Here is a 23,739-nt window from a genome sequence, read left to right as displayed (position 1 = left end):
CACCCCGACCCTCTCCCTGCGGAAGAGGGAGCAGATGGCGCATTGGCTCGTGCTCTACGCCATCAACATGCCATGTTCTCGCGCAAGGCAAGCGTTTCCTTTGTCAGGCCTTTGTGCGGGCTACTGGTTGCTCTCCCATTCGTCCACTGCGGCTTGCATCTGGTCGATTGCCAGGTCCACGGTCTCCTCGGCGGTGAGCGCCCCTTCTTCCACGAAGGCGCGGAGCGGGCCGGTGCCCGCGGAGGCGATTGCGCTGGAGGCCGGGTGCGCGAAGTAGCTGGTGGCGTAGCTAATGGCCTTGACGAACGCGCTCTGGTCGGCGGGCCGCGGATCGTCCGCCGGCGGCGCGAACGTTTCCGCCGCCGCATTCAGCGCCGGCACCGACCAGCCCTCGCCGCCCATCCAGCGTTGGTGCTTCTCCCCCATCGTCCAGATTGCGAACTCCTGCGCATCCGGGTTTTCCGCGCCGCCGGCCAGCAGGCTCATCTGCTCGTGCCCGTTGAAGGCGCCGCGCACCCTGGTACCAGTTATTTCCGTATAGGGCACTTCCACCGTGGAGAACGCGAACGGGTCGGCTTCGCGGAACGGCTTCAAGATGAACGTGCCGCCCGGCACCATGGCCACCTTACCGGTGGGGAAGACCCCGGTGCCGTAATAGTCTTCCGTGGCCGCAAGGTCTTCCCGCGTGGGGGCGGCGCGGAACTTCTCAATCGAGTCCTGCATGATCAACTGCACGAGGTGCACGGCGATTTCGCGGTTCACCACGACGTTGCCGTCGGTATCCAACATTCCCGCGTAGAGGAGCGGGAAGTAACTCCAGGCGTAGCTCATGGTAGAGATACCCCAGCGCGCGCGCTCCTCGCCCTGATTCAGGCGGCCTGCGATGTCGGCGGAAACCGCGATGGTCTCTTCCCAAGACATGTCGTTCGTCGGCGGATTCTGGCCGGCTTCATCGAACATGTCGCCTCTATAGAAGAGCGCGGTGGTGTTCGAGCCGGTGGGAACGCCCATGGTCTTGCCGCGCCAGGTAACGGCCTCGAAGAGCCGCCCGGCGTAGTCGGCCTGATTGATGCCGGCGGCCGACATGATGGGGCCGGCATCCAGCCAGTTGTCGACCAGAATGTGGGGGGCTGACGACGTATTCGCGATGTCCGGGATTTCACCGGCGGCCAGCAAGGGCGGCAGGCTGCGCTTCCAGTGCTCCCACGTGATCCTCCACGTGACCTCGGGATGCTCTTCGCCGAAGAGCTCCATGGCGGTGTTCCAGCGTAGCTGGCTGGTCTCGTCGCCCATCCACACGGCCCACACGGGTGTATGCTCCATGGCGGGCGCTTCTTGGGCCGCCTCTTTGGGGGCCATTTCCTCTTGTTGCTCCGCCGGGGCTGCGGTCTGCACCGTGCCGCAAGCGGCGAGCAATGCGGCGCCGGCAACTCCGAGTGTGCCGCCGAGAACCGTGCGTCGGGTCAGTTTCGTCGTAGACATGCGTAGCATCTCCTTGGTTTGCACCACTGCGACTCTTGACTTCTCCGGCCCGCTACTTCGCACCTTCTGGTGCGTGCGCATTGTCTGAGATGTTCAGTAAATTAAAGACATGCGGAGCAGTGAGCGGATTTCGGGTTTGCACCTCCTTTTCTGTTACCCTTCGCTGTACTTGTTCATACTATATGCCTCACCATGGGGTTAGTCAACACTCTAATCGTTTGCACGCTTGCGCCAATAGCTCCGCTCTTGCGCGATGGCAAGATGGGCGGCGGCGCAGTGAAGTCAAAACTGGAACGTAAGCCGGCTCTCACCTGTCCAACGAATGTAGCCTACCGGTTAGTCCGCCTCGTCCTTCTGAGAGGCATGCAGGGCGAGGGCATCCTCCAGCAATCCTGAGTTGGACTTCGCCAGGACCTGGATGTCCGTCAGGAGAATTGGCTCAGACGCCGTAACCTTGCTCTCAGCCCGGCTCTTCAGCCTGCGCAGCGCGAATATCAGCACCACTACAACCACGGCGGCGACTGCCGCCAGGCCGTAAGCCATCCGGGCAGCCACTTCGCTATCGGTGAGCGAAGCGTCCGTGATCGAGGCAACAAAGACAAGGGCACTCAACCACGCAAGGGTGGTCAAGCCGCCATAGGAGCGTAAGAAACTCATAGCTGGTCCTCCTTCTGGGGAACGTTTAATGATCCTCTCGACAGTCGTTGCGCCGGCAAGACGCGGACTATTTCCTTGCCCATGCGGTGTCTGCCCACGGGCTGGCAGATGTATACCTGCCAGGCTTCGGCAGCATAGCTAGACGCCAAACATTCGCTCCGCGTTGCCACGAAAGAGCGCCTGCTTCACGTCAGCGTCTACCTCAGCATGTTCGATGCTGAGCTTGGCTGACTCGGCGTAGTTGATGGGCAGATTCGAACCAAAGAGCAGGTGCTCCGGACCCATGAGCGCGCACAGGTCGTCCACGTCGCCGATGGGCCCCTGCACCCGGGAGTTCTCGAAGTAGAGATTGTCCCGGTGATACGCGGTCGACCAGAGGCTGCGCACCTCCGAGAACGTAGCCCCGCAGACCAGGAAGCGCACACCCGGAAAGCCGTTCACCGCTTCCGCCGCGTCGATTGTCGTTACCGAGGGTACTTTCATCAACCAATGCGCAAAGCGGGGGTCCTCCACACCAATTGAGATCAGCACCACCAGGTTATGTTCCTCGGCCTTGCCCAGCAGCGCCTGCGCCTGGTCGTCGAGGAAATGGTACTGCTGGTAATTGGGATATCCCCGGGCCTCGGCTATGCGCGGCACGTTGCCCTTGAGGCGGCTGTACTGATGATAGTTCGGGTGCAGGCGCAGGTTACACATGCCGAAGTCGTTGATGCAGACCTCCAGGTCGTGTTCCCAGCCGGGAAAGCCCGGATTGATCGTGTACGCAGGAATAAAGCGATCGGGATACCGCCGCACGATGGCATGGAGTTCCTCGTTGCCCACCAGGAGGTCTTTATAGAAGACGTTTTCCAACCGCGAGACGACCGCTTTCTCAATGCCAAGCGCGTCCATCTTGCGCAGTCGGTCTTCAGGTTGGGCATAGGGCAGGCGGCGAAACGGCCACTCGCCGAGAAAGGCATTTGCGTCAATCATTGGGTGGAAACCTATCAGTCTGAATTGGCACGTTCTCCGTCATACCGGCGCAAGCCGGAATCTGGTGGTTCGATGTTTTTATCCTGATGGGTAGTGTTAGTTCGCACGGGACGTGCGCGTACGTCCCCGTACGCGTAACCTAGGCCGTTTCCTCGCGCTGTCTCTTACGCCTGCCCATCATTGCAATGTTGTTGGGCCACTCATCTTCTTTGGCTCACGTAGGCAACCAGAGAGACGTACTACCCGGTAGGGTCAAAGCTTGCCCCTCTTGACAAAGCCCCCCACCCATCAAATACTAGCACTGTCGAGCTCTTGTTGCCGGTCGAAGAGGCTTTGCACATTGGCGTAGAGAATCTGATTCTTGTCCTCCGGCGTGAGATCGGCCCCAAACACCTTGGCAAGCTGCGACGAAAACGACCGTCCGGAAGCGTCGCTGCCGTAGACCACATGCTCTGCGCCGACGTGCTTTACGAGAATCTCCGTGTAACCGTTCACGGCCTCGTTGCCGCCAACGTCCATGAGAACGTTGGGGAGGCCGAGGGCGCACTTGGCGCCCACCTCTATGTCACCGGCGGCATGGCCGAAGAAGAATGTGACATCCGGGTGCCGCAGCGCCATCTCCCGCATGTCCGGACCGCTGGTTTCCGTGGGCAAATTCCCTGTCACCTCCGCAAATGTGTGCTGCAGCACGGGCAGGCGGTACGCGGCGCAGATTTGCATGATGCCGTCCACCTGCGGGTCGTTGCCCCGGACCGCTTCCCAGAGCTTGACACCTTGGCGGCCGCGGTAGCCTTTCACGCGCCGTTCTAGCTCATCGCATGCGTACTGCCCGTGCACCGGATTGAGGTACCAAAACGGAATCACGCGCCCTGGATGCTGCTGCGCGAGCCCCAGGGTGCGGTCGTTGCAGGCGGTTACGAATTCGCGCGAAGGAAAGTTGGGCGAACTGCTGCCTTCCAGATTGATGCTGTTCGTGCAGAGCACCATGTCGAGGCGCTCGGCCTGGGCGAGCGCCCGCTGCATCATCCCCACGCTGCGGAAGTGTACGTGCACGTCGTAGATCATGGCTTCACCCCAGGGAGTGAACTCTTCAACTCAGCATCTCGTCCCCGTCAATGTATTCTTGTTCATGCGAGAAGGCGTTCAATTCATGTGCCGCAGCGCAGGTGCATGCCCGCTACCTTCGCGTGCCTTGCTGCAACGCGGGGGCTTGTCCCTTGCTTCTTCACGTCTTGCCGTAGCGCGGGGGCTTGTCCCCCGCCGACCCGCCGGATCACGTTACACGGAGAATACGGATTCCGCGCCCCCACACGGGAGCGAACTTTCGCGGGAATGACGACCTCAATAGCGCAGTTTCTTCACTACGGCTCGGGCTCTAGTCATCCGCCTTCTCGCGTCTTTTCGTAGCGCGGGGGCTTGTCCCCCGCTCATCGCTCCAGGGTTAAGCACCGGCGTAAGCCACGCGCCATGCAACGTGCCCATTCTCACAAGGATTTTCCGTCTGCACTCTCATCATAGCCTTGCCGCGCGAAGAGGGCCGCGGCACTGCGGTGGAGAATCATCTCCTTCGCGTCCCATGAGATGTCCGCGCCGTACACCTTTGCCAGTTGCGACGCGAACGACCTGCCGGTGGCGTCGCTGCCATAGACGACGCGCTCCGCCCCCAGGTAGCGTACCAGCATTTCGGTGTAACCATTCGTGGCCTCATTGCCGCCGATGTCCATCAGCACGTTGTCCAGGCCGTGGGCGCACTTCACGCCGTACTCGTAATCGCTGCCGGCATGACCCCAAAGAAACGTCACGTCGGAGTGCCGCAGCGCCATTTCACGCATCTCCTGCGGCGTCGTTTCGGTGGGCAGCGTGCCGCCGGCCTCGATATTCGTGTGTTGCAGCACCGGCAGATTGTACTGCGCGCAGAGGCCGAGCGTGGTATCCACGCGTGGATCATTGCCTTTCGCCGCCATCCAGAGCTTCACGCCCTGAGGACCCTTGTGTCGCCCGACCCGCTGCCGCAGTTCCGCGCGAGCGGCATCAGCGAGTACCGGATTGAGGTACCAGAAGGGAATGATGCGCTGCGGATGCTCCCGGGCCGCCGCTGCCGTGCGGTCGTTGCAGGCGGCCACAAACTCTGCCGACGGAAAGTGCGGCGAGACCGTGCCCTCCAGGTTGATGGTGTTTAGGCAGAGCACCATATTAAGCCGCCCGGCCAGACGCAGCGCCTGCGCCATCTGCCCGTCCGAGCGGTAGTGCACGTGCACGTCAATGATCATGGGGAATCCAAAAAACGCAAATCCGGCTGCCTCTGCTTCAAGTCTCGCAGTCTATGGTAGTGGTTTACCAGGAGCTTTTGCGGCCAAAACTCTCAGTAGCATTACAATAGAGAGTGTGCCGTATCCAGTTGCGTCCCAAGAAAGCACAATAAGGAGATGCCGGTGACAGAATCAATCGATGACATCAAGGAACGCTATGCAGCGTTGGATATCAAACTGGATGTCGCCGGTGAGGATGCGATAGACCCAGGTTTCCTGCTCACCTTCCCCTATGACTACCCCGACAATCCGGCTGAGGTGGTGATCGATACGCACGAGTTCACGGCGGTCTGTCCGTGGACGGGCCTACCGGACACCGGCGACCTGAAGATTATCTATGTGCCGCGCTTGCATTGCCTTGAGCTCAAGTCCCTCAAGTACTACCTGCTCTCTTTCCGGCCGGTGGGCATAGTGCAGGAACACGCCGCCAGCCGGATTCTCGATGATCTTGTGCAGGCGTGCGACCCGCGCTCCATGTCAGTATGCTTGGACTACACGCCCCGGGGCGGTTTGCACACGGTGGTGACCGTGCGGTACCCGCCTGAGGATTCCGCTGCCGACTAAGTTTGACAGTCTCACCGGCTTGCGTGGGAGTCCTCGCGCACTTGGGAAACCGCGGCGGAATTTCTTACATGTGAGCAAATTCGGGCTCTCGTGGCGCAATTCACCCCTTCGCCCCGGTCCTCTCCTGGTGGATATCTTTGCGTAACCCCACTTTCAAACAGGGGCACTCCCTCTCCTGGGGGAGAGGGTCGGGGTGAGGGGGTCTTTTTGCTACATTGGCCCTTTACGCTGAGTAGTGTCAAGACGTATCAGGCAGAATCGGTGTGCATATGGAGAGATTTCAGGAGATTCACCCTCACCCCCGTATCGAGTACGGGGCAGGCTCTAGCTCTCTCCCGTCGAGGGAGAGGGAACACTATCGCTTCCGCTTAGGTTTCGCAAAGGTCTCCAGTGGAAGCGGGGACAGGTCGTCGCGGTCAGTAGGTACCAGCGGTCAACAACAGGCACGCTGCGCCACTTCGCGGCACTGAGCCGAGGGCACGGATCACGCCTCGGCGGTCTCAGCCTTGTTGACCATCGTATCCGGGTCGCCGCCGAAGATGCCGAACGGATTGAGCGAATGGGGCGCATCGTAGATATCCATGCGTTCGGTGCGCTTGAGCCAGCCCACAACCAAGTACGTCACCGGTGTCGCGACGATTTCGTAGATCGTCTTGGCGATCCACGCAAGTATCATGGCGCGCACAACATCCATCATGGGCCATATGCCGGAGATGCCGAAGGCAATGCCGTAGAACATAATGGAGTCGACGCCTTGGCCGACGAACGTCGACGATATGGTGCGGAGCCATAGATGGCGGCCTGCTGTCCGGTTCTTCAAGACGACCATTACCATGGCATTGGAAAACTCCCCAATCAGGTAGGCCACGAACGAGCCCGCCAAGACCCAACCGGTGGTACCCAGGATGGTCTCGTAGGCGTCTTGGTCTTCCCAGAAAACGGCACCGGGGATAGCGCCTCCAATGAAGAAGATGATGACCATTAGGAGGTTACAGGCAAAACCCAGCCAAATCACACCGCGCGCCACACGAAAGCCGTACACCTCCGTGAGAACATCGCTGATAATGTAGCTCAACGGGAAACATATGACGGCAACGGATACTATGTAACTGGTGCTTCCAAGGAATTCGAAAGGCAATTCGAAGAGCGAGAGAGGTTTGGCAGCGATAACGTTGCTGACCAGCAGCACGCTAACTGCCAGAGCAATGATGATGACGAGCTTGCCGGAAAACCGCATTTACTCTCGGACCTCCTATGTGTCGGCGCTTTAGTTTGCCTAACGCTTCGCAGGCAGTATAGTGCAAAATGCGCTGTCGGTTCAAGGCACGAGGCAATGGATAGGAAGTGCAGTGTGCGGTCGCCGTAGACACACTCATGCACGATCGGTGAATTATGCCAAGAGGACACCTTCTGCCTGGGGAAAACGGAGCTCAACCGAAACGGGAGGCGAGGCTTGCCCCATCACCTTAGGGGCGACCCTCACAAGACTTGAGGGGCAGATGAGAACTCCCCCCTCCCAAGGGACACATTTGCACAACCTAAACGGCGAGCGGGAATTCCCCCCTTCTCCCTGAGGAGGCTACTGCACAACCCAGGCGGAACGCGCGGATCACTCCCTCTCCCTGGAGAGACGTTAGATCGACCTGAATGGCAGGCGGGGATTACTCTCTCTCCCTAGGGGGAACCTCGCCCAACCTGGCAGCAGGCCGGACTACTCCCTCTCCCTGGGGGAGAGGGCCGGGATGAGGGGAGAATCTTGCCGTTCCAACCTGTGCGCACGCCACAGTAACAACTGCGCAAGAGTTTGCGAAACAAGAGCGGACATTCCCACCTTAGCGAGGGCAAGCCAAGAGGACACCCAAGAAGGAGAAAAGCGTGGACATTCATGCAGGCTTAGTCGGACATTGGACGCTAGACGGCGATTGCGACGATCACTCAGGTAACGCCAACCATGGCCGGATAGAAGGCGGTGTTGCCTATACTGCGCCGCTGCCTTTGGGAGGCGGTCCAGGCGCGGCCTTGTTCGATGGCCGCAGCGCGTCCATCACAATCCCGCACAACGAGAGTCTGGCGCTAAGCACAGCAGACTTTACCCTTGCAGCGTGGGTGAATTCCAACCGCATCACGACCGACGTGCCCGGCGACATCCTGAGCAAATTCGACCCCGCTACACGGCGCGGCTTCAACTTCGGCATCCAGTCAGCCGCGGGCGTGCCCTCCTCGCAGAGCAACTGGCGCAACGTCTTCTTCGGCATAGACGACAAAACAGTTGAGCCTGACTGGACTAATAACGGCAGGCCCGGCAACGCGCAGTGCGTCATGGGCATGGCCGTGCATGCCGGCTCGCTCTACGCCGGCACCTATGAGGGCGAGGCGGGCGAGACCGGGCACGTCTACCGCTATGCGGGCGGCACGGACTGGGAGGACTGCGGCGCACCGGCTGATTGTAATGCCGTGAGCACGCTGGCAGTGTACGACGGCGATCTCTACGCGGGAGTGAGTTGCTACCGCGCGCAGGGCTCCAGTCTGCCGGAGTCGCCAAACCGCCGCCCGGGTGGCAGCGTCTACCGCTACGCCGGCGGCACGGAGTGGGTGGACTGTGGTCAACTCGGCGACGCCGAAGACGTGTTCGGCTTGGCCGTCTACAATGGCGAGCTCTACGGTTCTGCCATGTATTCGGCGGGCATGTTCCGGTACGCAGGCGGTAAGACCTGGCTGCCCTGCGGCGATCCGGGCACGCGGGTCGCGGTGCTTGGCGTCTTCCAAGGCGGCCTGTACGCCACCGGCTACGACGTGGGCGGCGTGTTTCGCTACGAGGGCGACCGCCGCTGGTCTTTCCGCGGCAATGCGTCGGACTCCACCCAGCTCTATTCGTTTGCCTCGCATCAGGGCCGCCTGCATACCGGCGTGTGGCCCAGCGGGTCCGTGTATCGCCAGGATGACGGTCTGCCGTGGCTGGATTGCGGCCGCTTGGGCGAGGAACTGGAAGTCATGGGCATGATGGTCTACAACGGCAAGCTCTACGCCGGCACCCTGCCCACCGGCAGCGTCTACCGCTACGACGGTGAGGGAGAGTGGGTGTCCACCGGCCAGCTTGACACCACGCCGGACGTCAAATACCGTCGCGCGTGGACCATGGCCGTCTACCAGGGCCGCCTCTTCTGTGGCACGCTGCCGTCGGGTAACGTGCTCTCGTTGGAGGCTGGCAGGAACGTGACCCACGACCACGCGCTGCCGGGAGGCTGGCATCACCTGGCCGCCGTGCGGGCCGGTGCCGTTCTGCGGCTCTACGTCGACGGCGCACTGGTATCAGAATCCGCGTCCTTCAACGCCGCCGACTACGACCTTGCCACCAATGAACCGCTGCACATCGGCGAAGGCCAAATCGGCCCCTTCAGCGGCAGCCTGTCCGACGTGCGACTCTACAACCGCGCGCTGAGCGAAACGCACGTCGCAGCTATCTTTGAAAGACAGCGTATGTGATGCGAGGTTCCGAGTCCAAGCAGGCCCACCAACGTATACGGTAGACAGAACCGTCTTTGAGCTTTGGCTCGGCGGGCTGTAAGCCTACGGAGACTCCAAACTCCAGCCAGAACCGGGATTTCGGATATTATGGAAACGGAACAACGAGAATATCTGCACACCCTCTATCAGGCGCATGGCAACCTAGTATACGCGTCCGTCTGTGCTCAGTTGGCCGAACCTGTCCACACGGCTGGGCCTTGGCACGTCTACATCGCATCCAAATGCATTGGCAAGAGCGAGGTCGTCTATGGCAGCCTACTCCACATCATGGACGAGGCCATTAGACCACTCTTTCGGGTGCGTCAGTTTCTGCAAGAGTTGGGGAGTGCTCTCCCAGACGAACTGCGCTCGTCCGTTGAAACCTCGGTAGTAGATGGCAATATTACGCTTACCCTCCCAGAAGGGCCTCACACTGATGCCCTGCTCCACAAACAAGAGCAATTCTTGAAAGACGCTCTGCTTCTGAGCGCAACCCATGTCAGGACCCTTCTTGAGGACTTCGACGGCGTGGGGAACATCAGGATAGCCATCTACGACTATGAGGGTAGACCAGCTGGGGATGTCCTGCTCTCAAAGGTGTTCCACACACTGGCGCATTACCGCTACTGCATGGTCTCCGGGGAGTTCGTCCATGACATTTTCTCCCGTGAAGGTCAGTTGGGAGACACCAGCCTCACCGGGACGAAAATGAAAGTCGAGGGCTTGTTCAAGGCGGTCTTCGAGTTCATTTCGGAGATCAGGGTAAGGCGGTTTGTGGGCGTCCTGCGAGCGAGATTGCACAGTCTTTCCGCGGCCTCGGAGCCTAGGGATATCATATTCGCTGTCCAGAACCTGCAATCGGTATGGCAGGTCATCCGGGACCGAACCGAGGAGGGAAGTCCGCTCCCTGGATTCCTGTTGTATCTCCTAGATAGGTTTGTGACCGAGAAACTCAGCGCGGAGGCCCCCGAGTGGGCGACGAAGGCCGATATGCAACTGGCTTGGAGCCGCTTTACCTTTAGGGTCGCAGACGACCTAGGTCAGCAGCTCGTTGAGGTGCGTTTCGGCGTCGGTGAGAACACGGTAATGCTGGAATTGACTTGGGACGAGTTCTTCACGGAATTGGTCCGATTCCATGGAGACGAACCAATGGTGTCGTACGAGACACTAGACGAAAGATTCAAGGCTCTAAGTGACCCTATGTTACCTCCACCGGCCAGTCCGTAGCCGGATTAGGTCTAACTCGTCGTCGGACTTACCCTCATCGGTACCCACCGAGAGCGCTCTGAGCCTCAAATGTCCCGTAGGCTCGACACGCGAAACGCGGTGCTGAGCGTTCGTCGCGACGGTCGCTCTCTACACCGCCAGACTCATCCATGCAGGCTGTGCTGGCCACTATCTTCCACCTCATTGGCAGGCTACGCCGGTGCGGTGGGGGTAGGAGAGCAGGCGTGCCTGATCCCGATTCAGGCGCGGTCGTTACCGCCTCCTGAGCAGCAGTCCCCTCATCATTGCCGCCAAAGGCTGGGCGTGGCCAATAGGACAATTGCCGCCACAAGCTTCATGAGGTGTGTGGACTCCGACAGTTTCGACCTCAGCTTTCTCTAACCTCGCTTCTATTCCGACAAGACCTACAGCGCTCCCCACCTGGTTACTCCTCCGCCAGCATCCGGTAGCCGACGCGGGACTAGGCTAAGTGCCGCAATTCGGCTTTGCCCAGGTACACCACGTGGCCCGCGACTTCAGCAATGTGACCGCACCAACAAAGGTCGTCTCTCGATGCCCCAGCATCCCGGTTGATACTGATATATTCGCCGGCCTGCAACCCGTGGCGAGCATCCCATAACCTGAGCTGCACCTCGCCCGTATTGGCTTCTGCCCAGTTGAAATCGTGCAGGGACATCCATTGGCGGTCATGAGGCATGCGATGTGGCCGTTTGCTGCGCGCTTGATAGCAAAAGCGACCACGGTCGGTAATGATGGAGAGTTCCCCAAAGAACATGTGAGCCAGATACAGCCGGGCGTCCCGCTCGGTGCGAAACCACGACGGGCTTCCCCTGGACGGATCGACGGTGGCCAACCAGAACCCGGCGGGCAATGGTCGCACCATCCCAAGCACTTCGCTCGACGGTGTGGTCACGACTAGGTTCACGGAACCTTCATGGTGGAATATGCAGGTCGGTATCTCATCGCCTTGGACATGTTCGGACATAATGTGTCCAAAGGCGATGGTTCTTAGCGCCAGATCGTCGGAACCGGTCAAACCGTAGCACACATTGAGAGCGACCCGATTTGCGTCCCTATCGGGTATTGCCTCCCTAGAGGTGGTCAGCTTCTCGATTGCCTCCACATAGGTGGATTGCTGCTCAAACCACCCTCTGTACGCCTCTTTGCTGTCCGGTTTCAGGGAATCGAATTCATGGCTGCGGAGAAAAGCCAGGTCTGCGAGCTCGTGGACTCGACTGCCGATTGGGCCGTAGCGCGATTCTATTGCCTCATCGACAGCGCACAGAATTTCGTAATGGAATTCCATGTGGGCCTTCTCCACCCTTGGATTGTCAATTGAGGACTCCAATTCAAGATACCGCATGAGTTGAAACTGCTCAAAGTCGCCGGCTTCCTCAAGATACTTTGGCAGTGAAGCTAGGTGGCGGAAGTCCGGGATCTGTGTGTTCGTGCCGTAGAACTCGATAGCAGCGACAAAGGCTCTGTCCAAGGAGGCAGCGACCACTGGATCGACTGCCCTCAACTGGTCAAGCAGGACTCGCAAGTTGTGGCCCCACTTGTATCTCTCACCTCGTCTCTTTATGAGGTACTTGAATCCGTCTTCGATGGCTGAGTGGGCAGCTACCAACCTGTTCATCCGCTGGGGAATCAAGGCCTCACGCCACGCTCGCGGGCTTGGCGGGTCGTGGCGATGGCGAGACGCACTTTTTATGTTGGGGATGATGGAACCGAGGTAGCGGGCCGCATCTCTGATTCGCCATATAATTGAGTGGGCGGTCGCATCCAAGAGCGGCCCGCCTGTCCCTTCGTTCATCGTCATTCCTCGCCCTGCCTCTCCCCACTGGGCATCAGGGATCCGACACGGAGCTTGGTGAAGATGTAGGTATGGTTGCCGGCGTCGTCCAACCTGCGGCGCAGCCTCTTCACATTGGTACGCGCCGGCCTCGGGCCGCCGGGGTTGTCCTGGCTCCAGACTCCCTTTAGCAGTTGCTCGTGTGCAGTCACCGTCCCCAGACTTTAGGTCGACCGCCGGCAAATCCTAGATTCCGTCTATTGCCACAGTTCGGGATCGGGTCGGTTCATCAGTCCGAAGCCCAGGTATCCATACCAGATAACCAGCAACACGTAGGAACTCCGGGCCAAGGAGATAAAGGTGTCGCGACCGTCGTTGTTGAGTACGGCTATCATGAAAAAGACCATCACGGCCAGGCTGACAAGAGCAGCCAGCAGGGAGACAATCCGGTTGAAGTCGTCTCTTGTGGAGAGGCCCAACGCGAAAATGAAGCCGCCAAACCCGAGCGCGATGCCACCGGCGTAGACGAAAGCGGAGCCGGTGTAGTAGACGGGTACGGTCGCCATAACCTGGTCACTGGTTTGGGCATCGGCCAGAATGAAGTCAATGCCGCCGGAGAGAATCCAACCGGTCAGCCCGACGAAGATCATGAAGTAGCCCATCTGCACAAGCGCCTTGCCGTTGCCCTGCAAGGTCACGTTTCGCATCAGCGCGTAGAGGCCCGAGAGGATGAGCGTCAGGCCAAGGATTATGGCGATGTTGGTAACATTGGTCAGTGTGGCGTTGGTGCCCTTGGCCGTAATGGAGCCAACGGCGTCTGACACGCTAGCGCTATCTATCAGTAGTCCACCCGGCTCTATGAGAAAGAAGATGAAGGCGACTATCGGACCGAATATGAGGGACAGGCCCGCTAGCCGATTCACGGATATTGTGCCCATGATTGAGTCTCCTTTTGTGCTGTCATGGGAAGAATCCACTGGGTCCAATCGCTACTAGCATACATTCTGCCGCGAGAGTTGTGGTATTGCAAGGGGAAAGTTTCAGCGTACAGGCAATCTTCGGCAGTGGACTCAGACAGCGCGCAGCAGTTCACAGGCCGGGGGCAGGCCAGCACGCTGCAGGCGCTCCCATGGCCGGCCTTGCCCCCCACTGGGCACAACGGCAACATCGGTACCGCACTGCTCGTAAGCTCGCTGGAGAGAGAGAACAGAGGAGTCTGAAACACGGCGGCTGGCAACCACCTCGCGACTGTCCGCGGCGGTGTTGCTCTACGGACGTACGTAGACGGCGCGCAGGTAGCGGAATCCCCGTCCTTCCACCGTCAACGACGACCTCTCGCTAAAGGATCCACTACAAATCGGCAACGGCCAAGTCGGCCCCTTCAGCAGCAGCCTGAGCGACGTGCACCTCTACAACCGCGCGCTGAACCGAAGCGATGTGACCGCGTTGTTTGAGAAACCGCGTCTGTAAGCTAATAATTGCGTGATTTTAGGCCCACCAATCTATAGTTGAGACCTGAGGGGGGGCTCAAACTTCTCGCCAACTGCTGACCGGGGCCTGAGGGGCAGGCGACGACCGGCGGCTGGTAAAGAGACTGCCCAGCGTGAGTCATATAGCCGAGCCGAAGGCCGCCACCACTTTCGGCCAGCGGTGGAGCTAGGGCTGGATGTCGACTGCTAGCGATAGTGGAACGCCGAAAGGAATAGAGAAGGCCGAGAGAGCGAGGTGGTATGAGATCCCTGAGTGAGCGCAGCCTACTCTCAGGCGGCGAACCGTACCGCTCTGCTTTCAGGTGAATGGAACTTTCCCGCAGCCAGTTTGCGATAATTGCCGCGAATCTTAATCGCCGGGTCAGCCTACCTTGACCGCCGTGCCGTAGGCGACGATTTCGGCCGATCCCTGTGCAACACCCGCAGTGATGAACCTCGTACCCACAATGGCATTGGCTCCCATTTCTTCTGCGCTCTCGACCATGCGCTGCAGTGACACCTCGCGCGCCTCTGCCAGCAGTTTCGTGTACTCCACTACTTCGCCGCCGACGACGTTACGGAAAGCTGCCATAATGTCCTTGCCGATGTGCCGGGAGCGCACGGTGCTTCCGCGCACCATGCCTAACGTCTCGACAATTTCGGCTCCGGGAATTGTATCAGTTGTCGTTACGATCAATTGTCGACCTCCAAGAAATTCTCTTGCTTCTTCTGGATTATTCTGTCCCTCAAAGCGGCGGCCAAGAATACGGCCAGACCAACCGGTAGGGCGAGGAGGGCCGCCTTTATCAGGAGGGGTACATCATCCGCCCTCACGATTGCGTACACCCAGAACCCGCCCAACACCAGCAGTCCCGCGGCAAGGATCGCCCCACCGATCCACAGCCATGGCCTGTTGCTACTCTCGGTTCTAGCCATCGGAGTCCCTCCTTGTACCGAAAAAGCTATCCTTCAATTGACATTATCCCACCCCTGCATGGGGCTGTCATTGCCCTGCTCCCCGGAATCCGTTCCAGCCAAGGTGTCATTTTTCTAGTAGCAGTATGGGAAAGCCGACTCCCCTCCATTGGGAGTTTCCGCCGAGGTGATTGCAGTCCAGTCTTACGAGACCCACAAAGCTAGGAGGACATCGTGCCGTCAGACGTAACCGAACGAACCGCTGAAATCCGCGGTGTCAACGTGCGCTGGATCACCGTCACGGTGGCGGGTCATACCGTCGAGGAGATCCTGTTGTACGACGTTGCCGAGGCGGAAACTGTCTATGACAAGCCCTTCGATGACGAGTTGGACAAACACATTCAGATGGGCATGTTCGCCATTGACCGCATAGCGGTCGGCGGCGCTTTGCACAAGGTCGCCTCGGCTACGAGCTATGTCCTCGACGGCAAGTGCATCCGCACCGCTAAGTTCGACCAAGGGGAGAGGTGATTACTCCTGCGCCAGCAGCCAGGTGAGCAGGGCGTCCGTGAAGGCGTCGCCGGAGGCGGGGGCAGGTCTGCTGCCAACTCCCATCCAGAGTTCGATGTAGTTGCCGTTAGCCGGCAACCGGGCCGAGAAGCGCCAATTTGAGGCGGCATAGTCTGCTCACTGGCCCTCCAACTCTTCCCGCAGGCGCTCTTCCTGTTCCGCCTGCTCCGCGGTCATGGCTTCGGCAAAGTCGGCGATCTCGTACAGCGGCCGGATCTCGATCTCGCTGGGTCCCGGCATGGGATTGGGACAGCGCTTCACCCACGCCACGGCCTCGTCCATGTCCTTCACCTCCCATAGCCAGTACCCCGCCACCAGTTCGCTGACGGCCGGAAAGGGACCGTCAATGACTGTCCGTTCTTCTCCATTGAAGGCCACTCGCTTGCCTGCCGACGTAGGCTTGATGCCGTCGCCGCCGCGCATGACGCCGGCCTCGACCAACTCCTGATTGTACTGCCCCATGGCCTCGATGAGTTCGGCGGAGGGCATAATGCCGGCTTCACTGTCGGCAGTAGCTTTGATCAGGACGATGACGCGCATCTGCACATTCCTTTCGTGAATCCAAGCTTGGAGAGAGATGACCGCTCAAGGGAACATTAGACCAATATAGCAAGATGAATGAAATCTTAAGCAGGGATTCTGCGTTGAGATGACGTACCGCATTGTAAAACATGCCCTGTCGCACGATGTCGCCGCATCGAGTGCTGTCCTTGGGCAACCGAGTGTCGGCGAGCCGGACCGGCACATTCAATATGGTACTTATTCTTGTGATAGCAGCCAGTTGACCAGAGCATCCGCAAAGGAATCTTCGAAACCAGGGGCGTGGCTGCTGCCTTCGCCGCTCCAGAGCTCGATGGTGATGCCCGCGGCGCAGCCCTCCTGTACGCGGTAGGCGTGGGTTTCGGCGCCGGGCACGGCTTGGTCGAGGTCGAGGGTGGCGTAGGGTTGGGGTTCCGCGGGCCACGCGCAGCCGGCGCGCTCGCCCCAATGCCTCACCATATTCTCCGCGCCAAGGTAGAACGCCCGTTCGCCTTCGTCATCCGGCTCGCTCTCGTCGCCCGCATACAGGATAACGCTATCCGCCGTGCCGTGGATGTGCAGCACGGACACGGGCGGCGCGCCCTCGCAACTCGAGTCCTCCACGTAGCTTGTACCCGCCAGACCGGCCACGGCGCGCAGGCCGGGCAGACCTTTGCAGGCCAGGTGGTGCGCCATGAACCCGCCGTTGGAGTATCCGAATACGTACACCGGCCCGAAGGCCTTGACAGCCTTAGCGCTCGCTACCAGTTCGGTCAGATACGCCACGTCGTCCTCGCCGGATTTGCCGCCGTCACAGCACTGGTCGGTGGGATTCCAGAAGCGGTTGCCCGCGCTGTCGGGTATGCCGTTGGGCAGCAGCAGCGCAAAACCGTGGGAGTTCACACGCTCGTGCACCGGAAAGTACCGGCTATGGTCGGCGGAATTGCCGCCAAAGCCGTGCAATGACACGATGAGCGGGGTGCTGCCGTCAACAACTTCCAGCGGCAGTACCAGGACAGACTGGTCCTTGCGCCCGGCGTGTTCCAGGTAGTAGACCTCGCCGCCGGCCTCTTCCGCCAGCCGGGCTGTCCGTTCCAAGACGGTGTCGTCCGGCTGGGCAACCTTGCTGACCTTGTCCTGCGACCACTGCTCCAGGAGGGGGAGAAACTGCTCCATTGTAGCGGCAGCTTCTTCGAGTTCCTGCAGCCGGGCATCCTGCTCATTCAAGCGCTCGCCCATGAGCGCGATCTCAGCGGTGAGGAGCGCGGAGTCGGCCTTCAGTTTCGCGTTTTCAACCTCAAGGCTTGCGAGAGTCTCTTCCAGGGAGTGCACCTGCGCTTCCAACTCAAGCAGGCGCGCGTCCTGCGCGGGATCTGTGTACACAACGGTACATGCAGTTAACGCGGCGGCCAGCAGGACGCAGGCCGCAACTGCGCCAAGGTAGCGCAGAAAACCGTCCCAAAGCGACTGCATGAGCACATTGCTTCTCATAGTCTTTCTCAAGTACTGCAGCGCCCATTTAGTAAATGCTTCGCACTGCTCTATCTGCGGTGATAACTGCCAAACCCATTAGCCTCAAACGCGGATTGGATCATTTTCTTAGCTTACATGGCCCTTACGCACTGTATACGAGCTTTTCTCAACTCCTGGCGCTTCCGATTAGCGCGCCATTTCAAGAAAAGCGTCCGCCGTGTCGGCTAGCTTGCGGCCTGTGCAGTGCGCAGCCGGGCCAGCGGTGTGTCGTTGATCGGCAGGTGGACGAGGGCGGCGAATATGCCGAAGCCGACGCCTGCCCACCACATGGCGTCGTAGGAGCCAGTCTGGTCGTAGAGCAGCCCGCCCAGCCACACGCCGAGGAAGCTCCCCACCTGATGGCTGAGAAAGACGATGCCGAACAGGGTCGCCATGAACCTGAGCCCGAACATCTGCGCCACGATTCCCGTCGTCAGCGGTACGGTGGAGAGCCACAGCAGTCCCATCGCCGCCGCAAAGAGGTAGACGGTCAGTTCGTTGGCCGGGGCGAGCAGCAAAGCCAAGACGATCACCGCCCGACCGGCATAGATGGCCGAGAGGCCGTACTTCTTGGAGTACCGTTGCCCAAACGCGCCCGACAGCAACGAACCGCAGATGTTGAAGAGTCCTACGAGAGAAAGCGCGTAGGCGCCAGCCCGCGCCGAGAGGCCAAGATCGGTCACGTACGTGGGGAAATGGGCGGTGATGAACGCCACGTGGAACCCGCACACGAAAAAGCCCGCCGTGAGGAGTAGATAGCTCCGCTGGCTGAGCGCCTCGCCCAGGGCTGCGGTCAGGCCCTGATTTGAAGCCGGTTCTCCTTGCGCTGCCGTGCCGCGCGGCAGGGTGAACGCCAGCGGCACCAGCACCAATGCCACAACGGACATGACCAAAAGGGAGTCAAACCAGCCGTAGTTGGCGATCAAGATCTGATTGATGGGAGAAAAGAGCACCTGGCCCATAGACCCCGCGGCAGTGCCGAGCCCCAATGCCAAGGACCGCCGCTCCGGCCCGATTATGCGGGCAATAGCCGCCAGCACCAGCGAAAACGAACTAAAGGCGACGCCCACGCCCACCAGGATCCCGCCGACCAAATAGAGCGTAGGTCCAGTGTCGGCCAGCGCCATGCCGGCCACACCGGCTGCATACGCCACCGCCCCCAGCGCGACGACCTTGGACGTGCCGTACCGGTCCGCAATCGCGCCCGCCACCGGTACGCCCATGCCCCACAAGAGATTCTGGATCGCCAGCGCCAGGGCGAAGGTCTCCCGCGACCAGCCGCGCTCGCTCGTAATCGGCTCCAAATAGAGACCAAAGCTCGACCGGATGCCGAACCCAATCAGCGAGATCAAACACGCCGCCACGATCACCGCGATTACGGCAATACGTCCGGGAATAGCGTTTGTGGAAACGGGGTTCACGAGGAATCGCTCTGCAGCAGCTAAACGAGGTTGCAATCACGAGGGTTGAGCGTTCGCCGCTGGCGGCTCATCCGAAGCTAACTATACACGCGTGATGACCGTGGCTGCAGCGTGACCATATGCGGCGGCCGCGTGGCTCTACCATTGCACGTCGCTGGAACGAGACAGGCTTCGCACGCTGGCGCACCCACAAGATCGATACCGCCCATTTCCCGAAGGGTTGCGCCCGGAGACAACTAGGTCCAATCCGCTCACTGAAGGTGAGGACTATTGGTGTCAAAGGGATTCTGCAATTCAACCCCAAGCTGGGAGAAGTCGCCCGCATTCCGGGTGACCACCGTCAGCCGGTGTACTCTGGCGACTGCCGCGATCATGGCGTCTTCAGCCAACGTGTTTGATCTCCGGTGCATGATCCGTGCCCACTCCCTAAAGGCGGGCGCGTCCATTGGCAAAACGGCATAGGAGGCGAGAACCTTGTCCAGCCAGGCTTCCAGTTCTTCCGCCTTCACCTCATCCTGCTCACGGGTAATCTCGATCCCCGCCTGAATTTCCCCAACTGTCACCGCAGACAGGAAGAGTTGCTCAGCCGGTACAGCAATTATCCAATCCAATACTGCGCCATGTGGACGTGGGCGCCGCAGTTCCGAGACCACGTTGGTATCGAGGAGGTACACGGGCCTATTCCATGACCAAGGGTGGTCGGTGGCGATGCTGCCGCCGCGGCGGCGTGAGGTTTTCAGTCCGCGCCTCACTCGCGAGCAGGAGTTCCTTCAAGTCCGGCCTCGTCATCGTCTCTAACCTTCGCCATTGCTCAATGGGAAGGATCACTGCGGTTTCCACCCCACGCCTGGTTACGATTTGCGGTCCCTCGGCGAGGACGGTTTCGATCAGCTCGCTGAATCTTGATTTGGCATCTTGAACCGGCCACTTCTTGCTCATGTCTTGCTCCCACCAATACTATACTGACTAGTGCTCAGACTAGGCTGCTTGAGCTTTTCTGTCAAGTGAGTGGGGCAATCACGCGAAGCATGCGCGGTCAGCCAAGCTCTCGTTGCTCTGTGGTCCACACATTCTTGCAGACCCTAATCTTTCAAGACTGTGAAGCCGTTAGTCCAGCGCGGCTACCGCGTCGATCTCCACCAGCCAGTCGGTGGACGCCAGGGAGCCGATTTGGACCATGGTGGCGGCGGGAAAGGGCGGCTCGAGGATTTCGTTACGGACCAGGGTGATGGTCTCGCGGAAACGGATATCGGTGACGTACATATTCATGAAGACGACGTTGTTGAAGTCCGCGCCGGCGGCCTCCAGGAGAGACTCGATGTTGGCAAAGACCTGGCGCACTTGCGCTTCGATGTCGCCCGCGCCGACAATACTGCCGTCGCCGGCCGTCGGCCCTTGACCGGCAATGTAGAGCATCTCGTTCGCTTGCACGCGCAGGGCCATGGAGTAAGGGGCGGACGGCTGGGACATGCCCGCGCCGAGTAGGGGTTCTTTCTTCATGATGGGGGCTCCTCATCTGATTGAGTGATTTGGGCAGCACTTACACAACGGGCATTATAGCCGCTGTATCGGCATACTCCAACCGCTGCAGCCCCCTGCGGCCCGTGTGCGAGACCGCCGGAACTCTTCCCCACGTAAAACCATTACCGTCGTCGCGCGTACTCCAGGCGTCGCTACCATCCACACGTCCGGCGTTGTTTCAGGGTCCGGCAGCTTGCTTCTTAACGGCGTGGCGCAACCGCTCTGGAGGCTGGGTACTCTCGGCTGCTGTGAGCATCGCCTGCGTGAACATAGTATTCTGACGCTAAGGATCAGGCGACAGAACCAGCCCAACAAACGAAAGTAGCAACGACGGTCCGGCAGCGTGGCCAAGAGCGTCACGCTTGGCACGAAGTGAGCCGGTTTGCGCGGGTACGGACATTCTGCGCACAAGGCTCTTGATCAAACACTAAGGAGCAAAGTAATGGAACAAGACATCGCCTTTGAAATGGCGGCTTCCAGCATCCGCTTCGGCTGGGGTGTCACCCGCGAAGTGGGATTGGACCTGGCGGAGCTCGGCGTTAAGCGCGTGATGGTGGTCACGGACCCGGTCTTGCGGGAGCTGCCGCCGGTCGCGACGGTGCTTACAGCGCTCGAAGAGGCTCGCGTACCGTACGTGCTCTTTGATCAAGTCCAGATAGAGCCGACCGATACATCGTTTCAAGAGGCTATCGCGTTTGCCGTCGCGGAAGAGGTAGACTCATTCGTCGCGGTGGGCGGCGGCTCGACGATCGATACGGCGAAAGCGGCCAATCTCTACGCCACTTATCCGGCCGAATTTCTCGATTACGTCAACGCCCCCATCGGCAAGGGGCTGCCGGTCCCCGGACCATTGAAGCCGCTGATCGCGATACCGACCACCGCCGGCACCGGCAGCGAAACCACCGGCACCGCCATCTTCGATCTCGTCGCGATGCACGCCAAGACCGGCATCTCCCACCGCAATCTCAAGCCCATGCTCGGCATCATCGATCCGGAAAACACCGCCACCCTTTCGCCCACGGCAGTTGCTTCTACCGGCTGCGACGTGCTCAGCCACGCCTTGGAGTCCTATACAGCAATTGCCTACACCTTGCGGCCGTATCCCGAGCGCCCAATCTTACGGCCGGCGTACCAGGGGTCTAATCCCGTGAGCGATCTGTGGTCCGGCCAGACGCTCGAGATGGTGGCGGAGTACCTGCCGCGGGCGATGGCGGACCCGGAAGATAGAGAAGCCCGCGAAAAGATGCTGCTGGCGGCGTCCTTTGCGGGCATCGGGTTTGGCAATGCGGGCGTGCACCTGCCCCACGGCATGTCCTATCCCGTCGCCGGCATGGTGCGCGACTATCACCCGGCCGGCTACGCCGGCGACCAGCCCATCGTGCCTCACGGCATGGCCGTTATTTTGAATGCGCCAGCGGTCTTCTGCTTCACGGCGGCGGCGGGGCCGACGCGCCACACTCGGGCGGCTGAACTGCTGGGCGCAGACGTGAGGGGCGTGATGCCAAAAGACGCCGGCACAGTCCTCGCCAACCGGTTGATCGAACTCATGCAAGTACTCCAGGTGCCAAACGGCCTCAGCGCCGTCGGGTACACCAGCGCGGACATCCCGGCGCTGGTGGAAGGCACATTGCCACAGCACCGCGTCACCAAGCTCTCGCCGCGACAGGCAACGGCGGACGACCTGGCGCGCATGTTCGAGGACGCCATGCGCTATTGGTAATCATTGCCGCACTCACGTCAGACTCTCCGATTGGATGCGGCACCTGCGCATCAACCACAGCAAACAGTACGTGGACGGTGAGGTGCACACGAACACCATCGAGGGCTTCTGGTCATTGGTGAAGCGAGCGATTGCCGGGCAGCACCACCACTACACGGTAGAACACGCCCACCGCTACATTGACGAGACGACCTACAAGTACAACGTGCGGAAGTCGAAGCTGCTCTGGGACGACTACATGCTGCGGGCTGTGGGAGTAGCTTAGTCGTCAAGACACAAGCTGTGTTCTAAGCAGAGGCGAGGAAACGCAAGATATAGGGCGTGCGAGGCCGCAGCTACTTGACAAAAACTCGCATTAATGGTAGGATTCTTGACCAGAATAAGCCGATGGCCGAGAGCCAGTTTTCCCGACTACTCTCGGCCATCTAACGCGGTTTCCGCCACCGCTTGTCATAGATTACCACCAAGAAAGGAGGTAGTCAAGGCGGAGGAAAGCTAATTTTGGACAAGTGCTTCCACGGCCTGGGAAAGCATGGGAGCTAGTTGGAACGGAGATTAGTTCCAATGCTCAGTATGTACCCTTTGACGTATTCCGAAAAGAGAACGTTATACGAAAAGCAGTTCGGCAGGTGCCCCGGCTGCTTGGAGAAGTTCGAACTCTACCGGATGCAGGTGGATCACATTATTCCCAAATCCCGATTTGGGAGCGACCTCAGTTTCAACCTGCAGTTGTTGTGTATGAGTTGCAATCTTCTCAAGGGCGACGGAAACATGATGGAACTTTGGAGAAAACTCGCAGAACAGAAACGCCAAGAAGAGACCTACAGGTTGCCTCGTTGGTACAATCTGTTCTAATAACATGAAAACACAAAGAAGAAAAGACCCCGCCGTTTGGCGGGGTCTTTTCTTGAGTTTTCCTGGATAACCATGTGCCGGGAGTCTGCCTTTAGGTAGCCTCCGCGTTGAAAGAAAGTCTGATCCACAGGTACCCCCAACTTCGGGTTCCCTAAAGATCGGCGCAGCGCGCGCAAAGCCATTCAGCCGTAAGTTGAAAGACGCAGAATTGTCGCTCACAGCCCCGGCATGACGCCATAGACGGAGATTTGACGCGCTGAGGGCACAATTGAGTTTACCCTACCACGAATCAGCACCTTCGGTTTCTTTTTTGGCGCGTTCCAAGAGTTCATGAACCCACCGAGGCCCCCGCCAAAACAGCCTAACCATGTCAATTAAGAGCGTTATTAGCTGACCGCATTCAAAGAACAGGAACCAAAGCACTCCCAAATCAATTGCCACCTCAATCGCTGAGGCCAACGTAAACGGCCTCGAGAATGCGTTGAGAATTCCTGTACCAGCTATGAACCCGCTAGATAGAGCGTACGGTGTTGCTACAGCCAAAAGTAGTACTGCTACACCCGACCGGATTCTGCTAACCGGCTTTTCGTTGTCCAGCATGTACTGCACTGTCAACCGATACGCCACCCATCGGGCAATGCGCAAGGGCAGAAAGACAATCAGCCAAATTAGCAGGACGTCTATAAAGACACCGAATATAAGGCTCAGAATGACTATCATGATCAGGTTC

Annotated in this window: 23 protein-coding genes; 6 read left to right on the top strand and 17 right to left on the bottom strand. The window is 59.6% G+C overall.

The window, feature by feature from the left end; genetic code table 11:
• Positions 1-120: 120 nt before the first annotated feature.
• The 5 genes from OXE05_04420 to OXE05_04400 form a co-directional block, all read right to left on the bottom strand.
• On the bottom strand, positions 121-1,482 hold the full coding sequence (locus OXE05_04420) for an extracellular solute-binding protein (GenBank protein MCY4436559.1): 1,362 nt from the start codon (positions 1,480-1,482) through the stop codon (positions 121-123).
• Between the two features lie 336 nt (positions 1,483-1,818).
• Entirely contained in the window at positions 1,819-2,139 is a 321-nt protein-coding gene (locus tag OXE05_04415; protein ID MCY4436558.1) for a hypothetical protein, read from the bottom strand.
• Positions 2,140-2,277: 138 nt separating this feature from the next.
• On the bottom strand, positions 2,278-3,111 hold the full coding sequence (locus OXE05_04410) for an amidohydrolase family protein (GenBank protein ID MCY4436557.1): 834 nt from the start codon (positions 3,109-3,111) through the stop codon (positions 2,278-2,280).
• 288 nt (positions 3,112-3,399) lie between these two features.
• A complete protein-coding gene (locus OXE05_04405) occupies positions 3,400-4,176 on the bottom strand; it encodes an amidohydrolase family protein (GenBank protein MCY4436556.1) in 777 nt (258 codons plus the stop codon).
• Positions 4,177-4,595: 419 nt separating this feature from the next.
• Positions 4,596-5,381 (bottom strand): amidohydrolase family protein, encoded by a 786-nt coding sequence (locus OXE05_04400; protein ID MCY4436555.1) that lies wholly within the window; start codon positions 5,379-5,381, stop codon positions 4,596-4,598.
• Between the two features lie 162 nt (positions 5,382-5,543).
• Between OXE05_04400 and queF the strand changes: the two genes are divergently transcribed.
• Positions 5,544-5,984 (top strand): preQ(1) synthase, encoded by a 441-nt coding sequence (gene queF, locus OXE05_04395; GenBank protein MCY4436554.1) that lies wholly within the window; start codon positions 5,544-5,546, stop codon positions 5,982-5,984.
• Between the two features lie 484 nt (positions 5,985-6,468).
• Here the strand turns inward: queF and OXE05_04390 are convergent, their stop codons facing one another.
• A complete protein-coding gene (locus tag OXE05_04390; protein ID MCY4436553.1) occupies positions 6,469-7,221 on the bottom strand; it encodes a queuosine precursor transporter in 753 nt (250 codons plus the stop codon).
• Between the two features lie 638 nt (positions 7,222-7,859).
• Between OXE05_04390 and OXE05_04385 the strand changes: the two genes are divergently transcribed.
• Positions 7,860-9,467, top strand: coding sequence for a LamG domain-containing protein (locus OXE05_04385; protein MCY4436552.1), 1,608 nt, complete (start codon positions 7,860-7,862; stop codon positions 9,465-9,467).
• Between the two features lie 129 nt (positions 9,468-9,596).
• Entirely contained in the window at positions 9,597-10,715 is a 1,119-nt protein-coding gene (locus OXE05_04380) for a hypothetical protein (GenBank protein ID MCY4436551.1), read from the top strand.
• Positions 10,716-11,175: 460 nt separating this feature from the next.
• Here OXE05_04380 and OXE05_04375 read toward each other — a convergent pair whose 3' ends face one another.
• The 4 genes from OXE05_04375 to OXE05_04360 all read right to left on the bottom strand — a co-directional run bounded on the left by OXE05_04375 (position 11,176) and on the right by OXE05_04360 (position 14,912).
• Complete coding sequence (locus OXE05_04375; GenBank protein ID MCY4436550.1) at positions 11,176-12,528, bottom strand: hypothetical protein; 1,353 nt, start codon at positions 12,526-12,528, stop codon at positions 11,176-11,178.
• A 236-nt stretch (positions 12,529-12,764) separates the two neighbouring features.
• On the bottom strand, positions 12,765-13,445 hold the full coding sequence (locus OXE05_04370) for a hypothetical protein (protein ID MCY4436549.1): 681 nt from the start codon (positions 13,443-13,445) through the stop codon (positions 12,765-12,767).
• A 913-nt stretch (positions 13,446-14,358) separates the two neighbouring features.
• The gene (locus OXE05_04365; GenBank protein ID MCY4436548.1) at positions 14,359-14,673 is read right to left on the bottom strand and encodes a heavy metal-binding domain-containing protein; all 315 of its coding nucleotides are present in this window, start codon (positions 14,671-14,673) and stop codon (positions 14,359-14,361) included.
• A complete protein-coding gene (locus OXE05_04360) occupies positions 14,670-14,912 on the bottom strand; it encodes a hypothetical protein (protein MCY4436547.1) in 243 nt (80 codons plus the stop codon). The genes OXE05_04365 and OXE05_04360 overlap by 4 nt, the downstream gene beginning before the upstream one ends.
• 213 nt (positions 14,913-15,125) lie before the next feature.
• On the opposite strand from OXE05_04360, the gene OXE05_04355 reads away from it, so the two are divergent.
• On the top strand, positions 15,126-15,422 hold the full coding sequence (locus tag OXE05_04355; protein MCY4436546.1) for a hypothetical protein: 297 nt from the start codon (positions 15,126-15,128) through the stop codon (positions 15,420-15,422).
• 156 nt (positions 15,423-15,578) lie between these two features.
• Here OXE05_04355 and OXE05_04350 read toward each other — a convergent pair whose 3' ends face one another.
• The 6 genes from OXE05_04350 to OXE05_04325 all read right to left on the bottom strand — a co-directional run bounded on the left by OXE05_04350 (position 15,579) and on the right by OXE05_04325 (position 20,413).
• Positions 15,579-16,001, bottom strand: a complete 423-nt coding sequence (locus tag OXE05_04350) for a YciI family protein (protein ID MCY4436545.1) — start codon at positions 15,999-16,001, stop codon at positions 15,579-15,581.
• Between the two features lie 219 nt (positions 16,002-16,220).
• Positions 16,221-17,471 (bottom strand): hypothetical protein, encoded by a 1,251-nt coding sequence (locus tag OXE05_04345; protein MCY4436544.1) that lies wholly within the window; start codon positions 17,469-17,471, stop codon positions 16,221-16,223.
• 206 nt (positions 17,472-17,677) lie between these two features.
• On the bottom strand, positions 17,678-18,913 hold the full coding sequence (locus OXE05_04340) for an MFS transporter (protein MCY4436543.1): 1,236 nt from the start codon (positions 18,911-18,913) through the stop codon (positions 17,678-17,680).
• Positions 18,914-19,164: 251 nt separating this feature from the next.
• The gene (locus tag OXE05_04335; protein ID MCY4436542.1) at positions 19,165-19,587 is read right to left on the bottom strand and encodes a type II toxin-antitoxin system VapC family toxin; all 423 of its coding nucleotides are present in this window, start codon (positions 19,585-19,587) and stop codon (positions 19,165-19,167) included.
• 4 nt (positions 19,588-19,591) lie between these two features.
• On the bottom strand, positions 19,592-19,852 hold the full coding sequence (locus tag OXE05_04330) for a type II toxin-antitoxin system Phd/YefM family antitoxin (protein MCY4436541.1): 261 nt from the start codon (positions 19,850-19,852) through the stop codon (positions 19,592-19,594).
• Positions 19,853-20,020: 168 nt separating this feature from the next.
• Complete coding sequence (locus OXE05_04325; GenBank protein MCY4436540.1) at positions 20,021-20,413, bottom strand: RidA family protein; 393 nt, start codon at positions 20,411-20,413, stop codon at positions 20,021-20,023.
• Between the two features lie 463 nt (positions 20,414-20,876).
• Between OXE05_04325 and OXE05_04320 the strand changes: the two genes are divergently transcribed.
• The gene (locus OXE05_04320; GenBank protein ID MCY4436539.1) at positions 20,877-22,154 is read left to right on the top strand and encodes an iron-containing alcohol dehydrogenase; all 1,278 of its coding nucleotides are present in this window, start codon (positions 20,877-20,879) and stop codon (positions 22,152-22,154) included.
• Between the two features lie 34 nt (positions 22,155-22,188).
• Positions 22,189-22,419: a transposase gene (locus OXE05_04315; protein ID MCY4436538.1), complete on the top strand. Its 231-nt coding sequence runs from the start codon at positions 22,189-22,191 to the stop codon at positions 22,417-22,419.
• Positions 22,420-23,288: 869 nt separating this feature from the next.
• Here OXE05_04315 and OXE05_04310 read toward each other — a convergent pair.
• Positions 23,289-23,729 (bottom strand): hypothetical protein, encoded by a 441-nt coding sequence (locus OXE05_04310; GenBank protein ID MCY4436537.1) that lies wholly within the window; start codon positions 23,727-23,729, stop codon positions 23,289-23,291.
• Positions 23,730-23,739 lie beyond the last annotated feature (10 nt).

The organism is Chloroflexota bacterium (genome assembly GCA_026710945.1).
Lineage (GTDB): Bacteria > Chloroflexota > UBA11872 > VXOZ01 > VXOZ01 > VXOZ01.
This window is presented reverse-complemented; position numbering and strand designations above follow the sequence as displayed.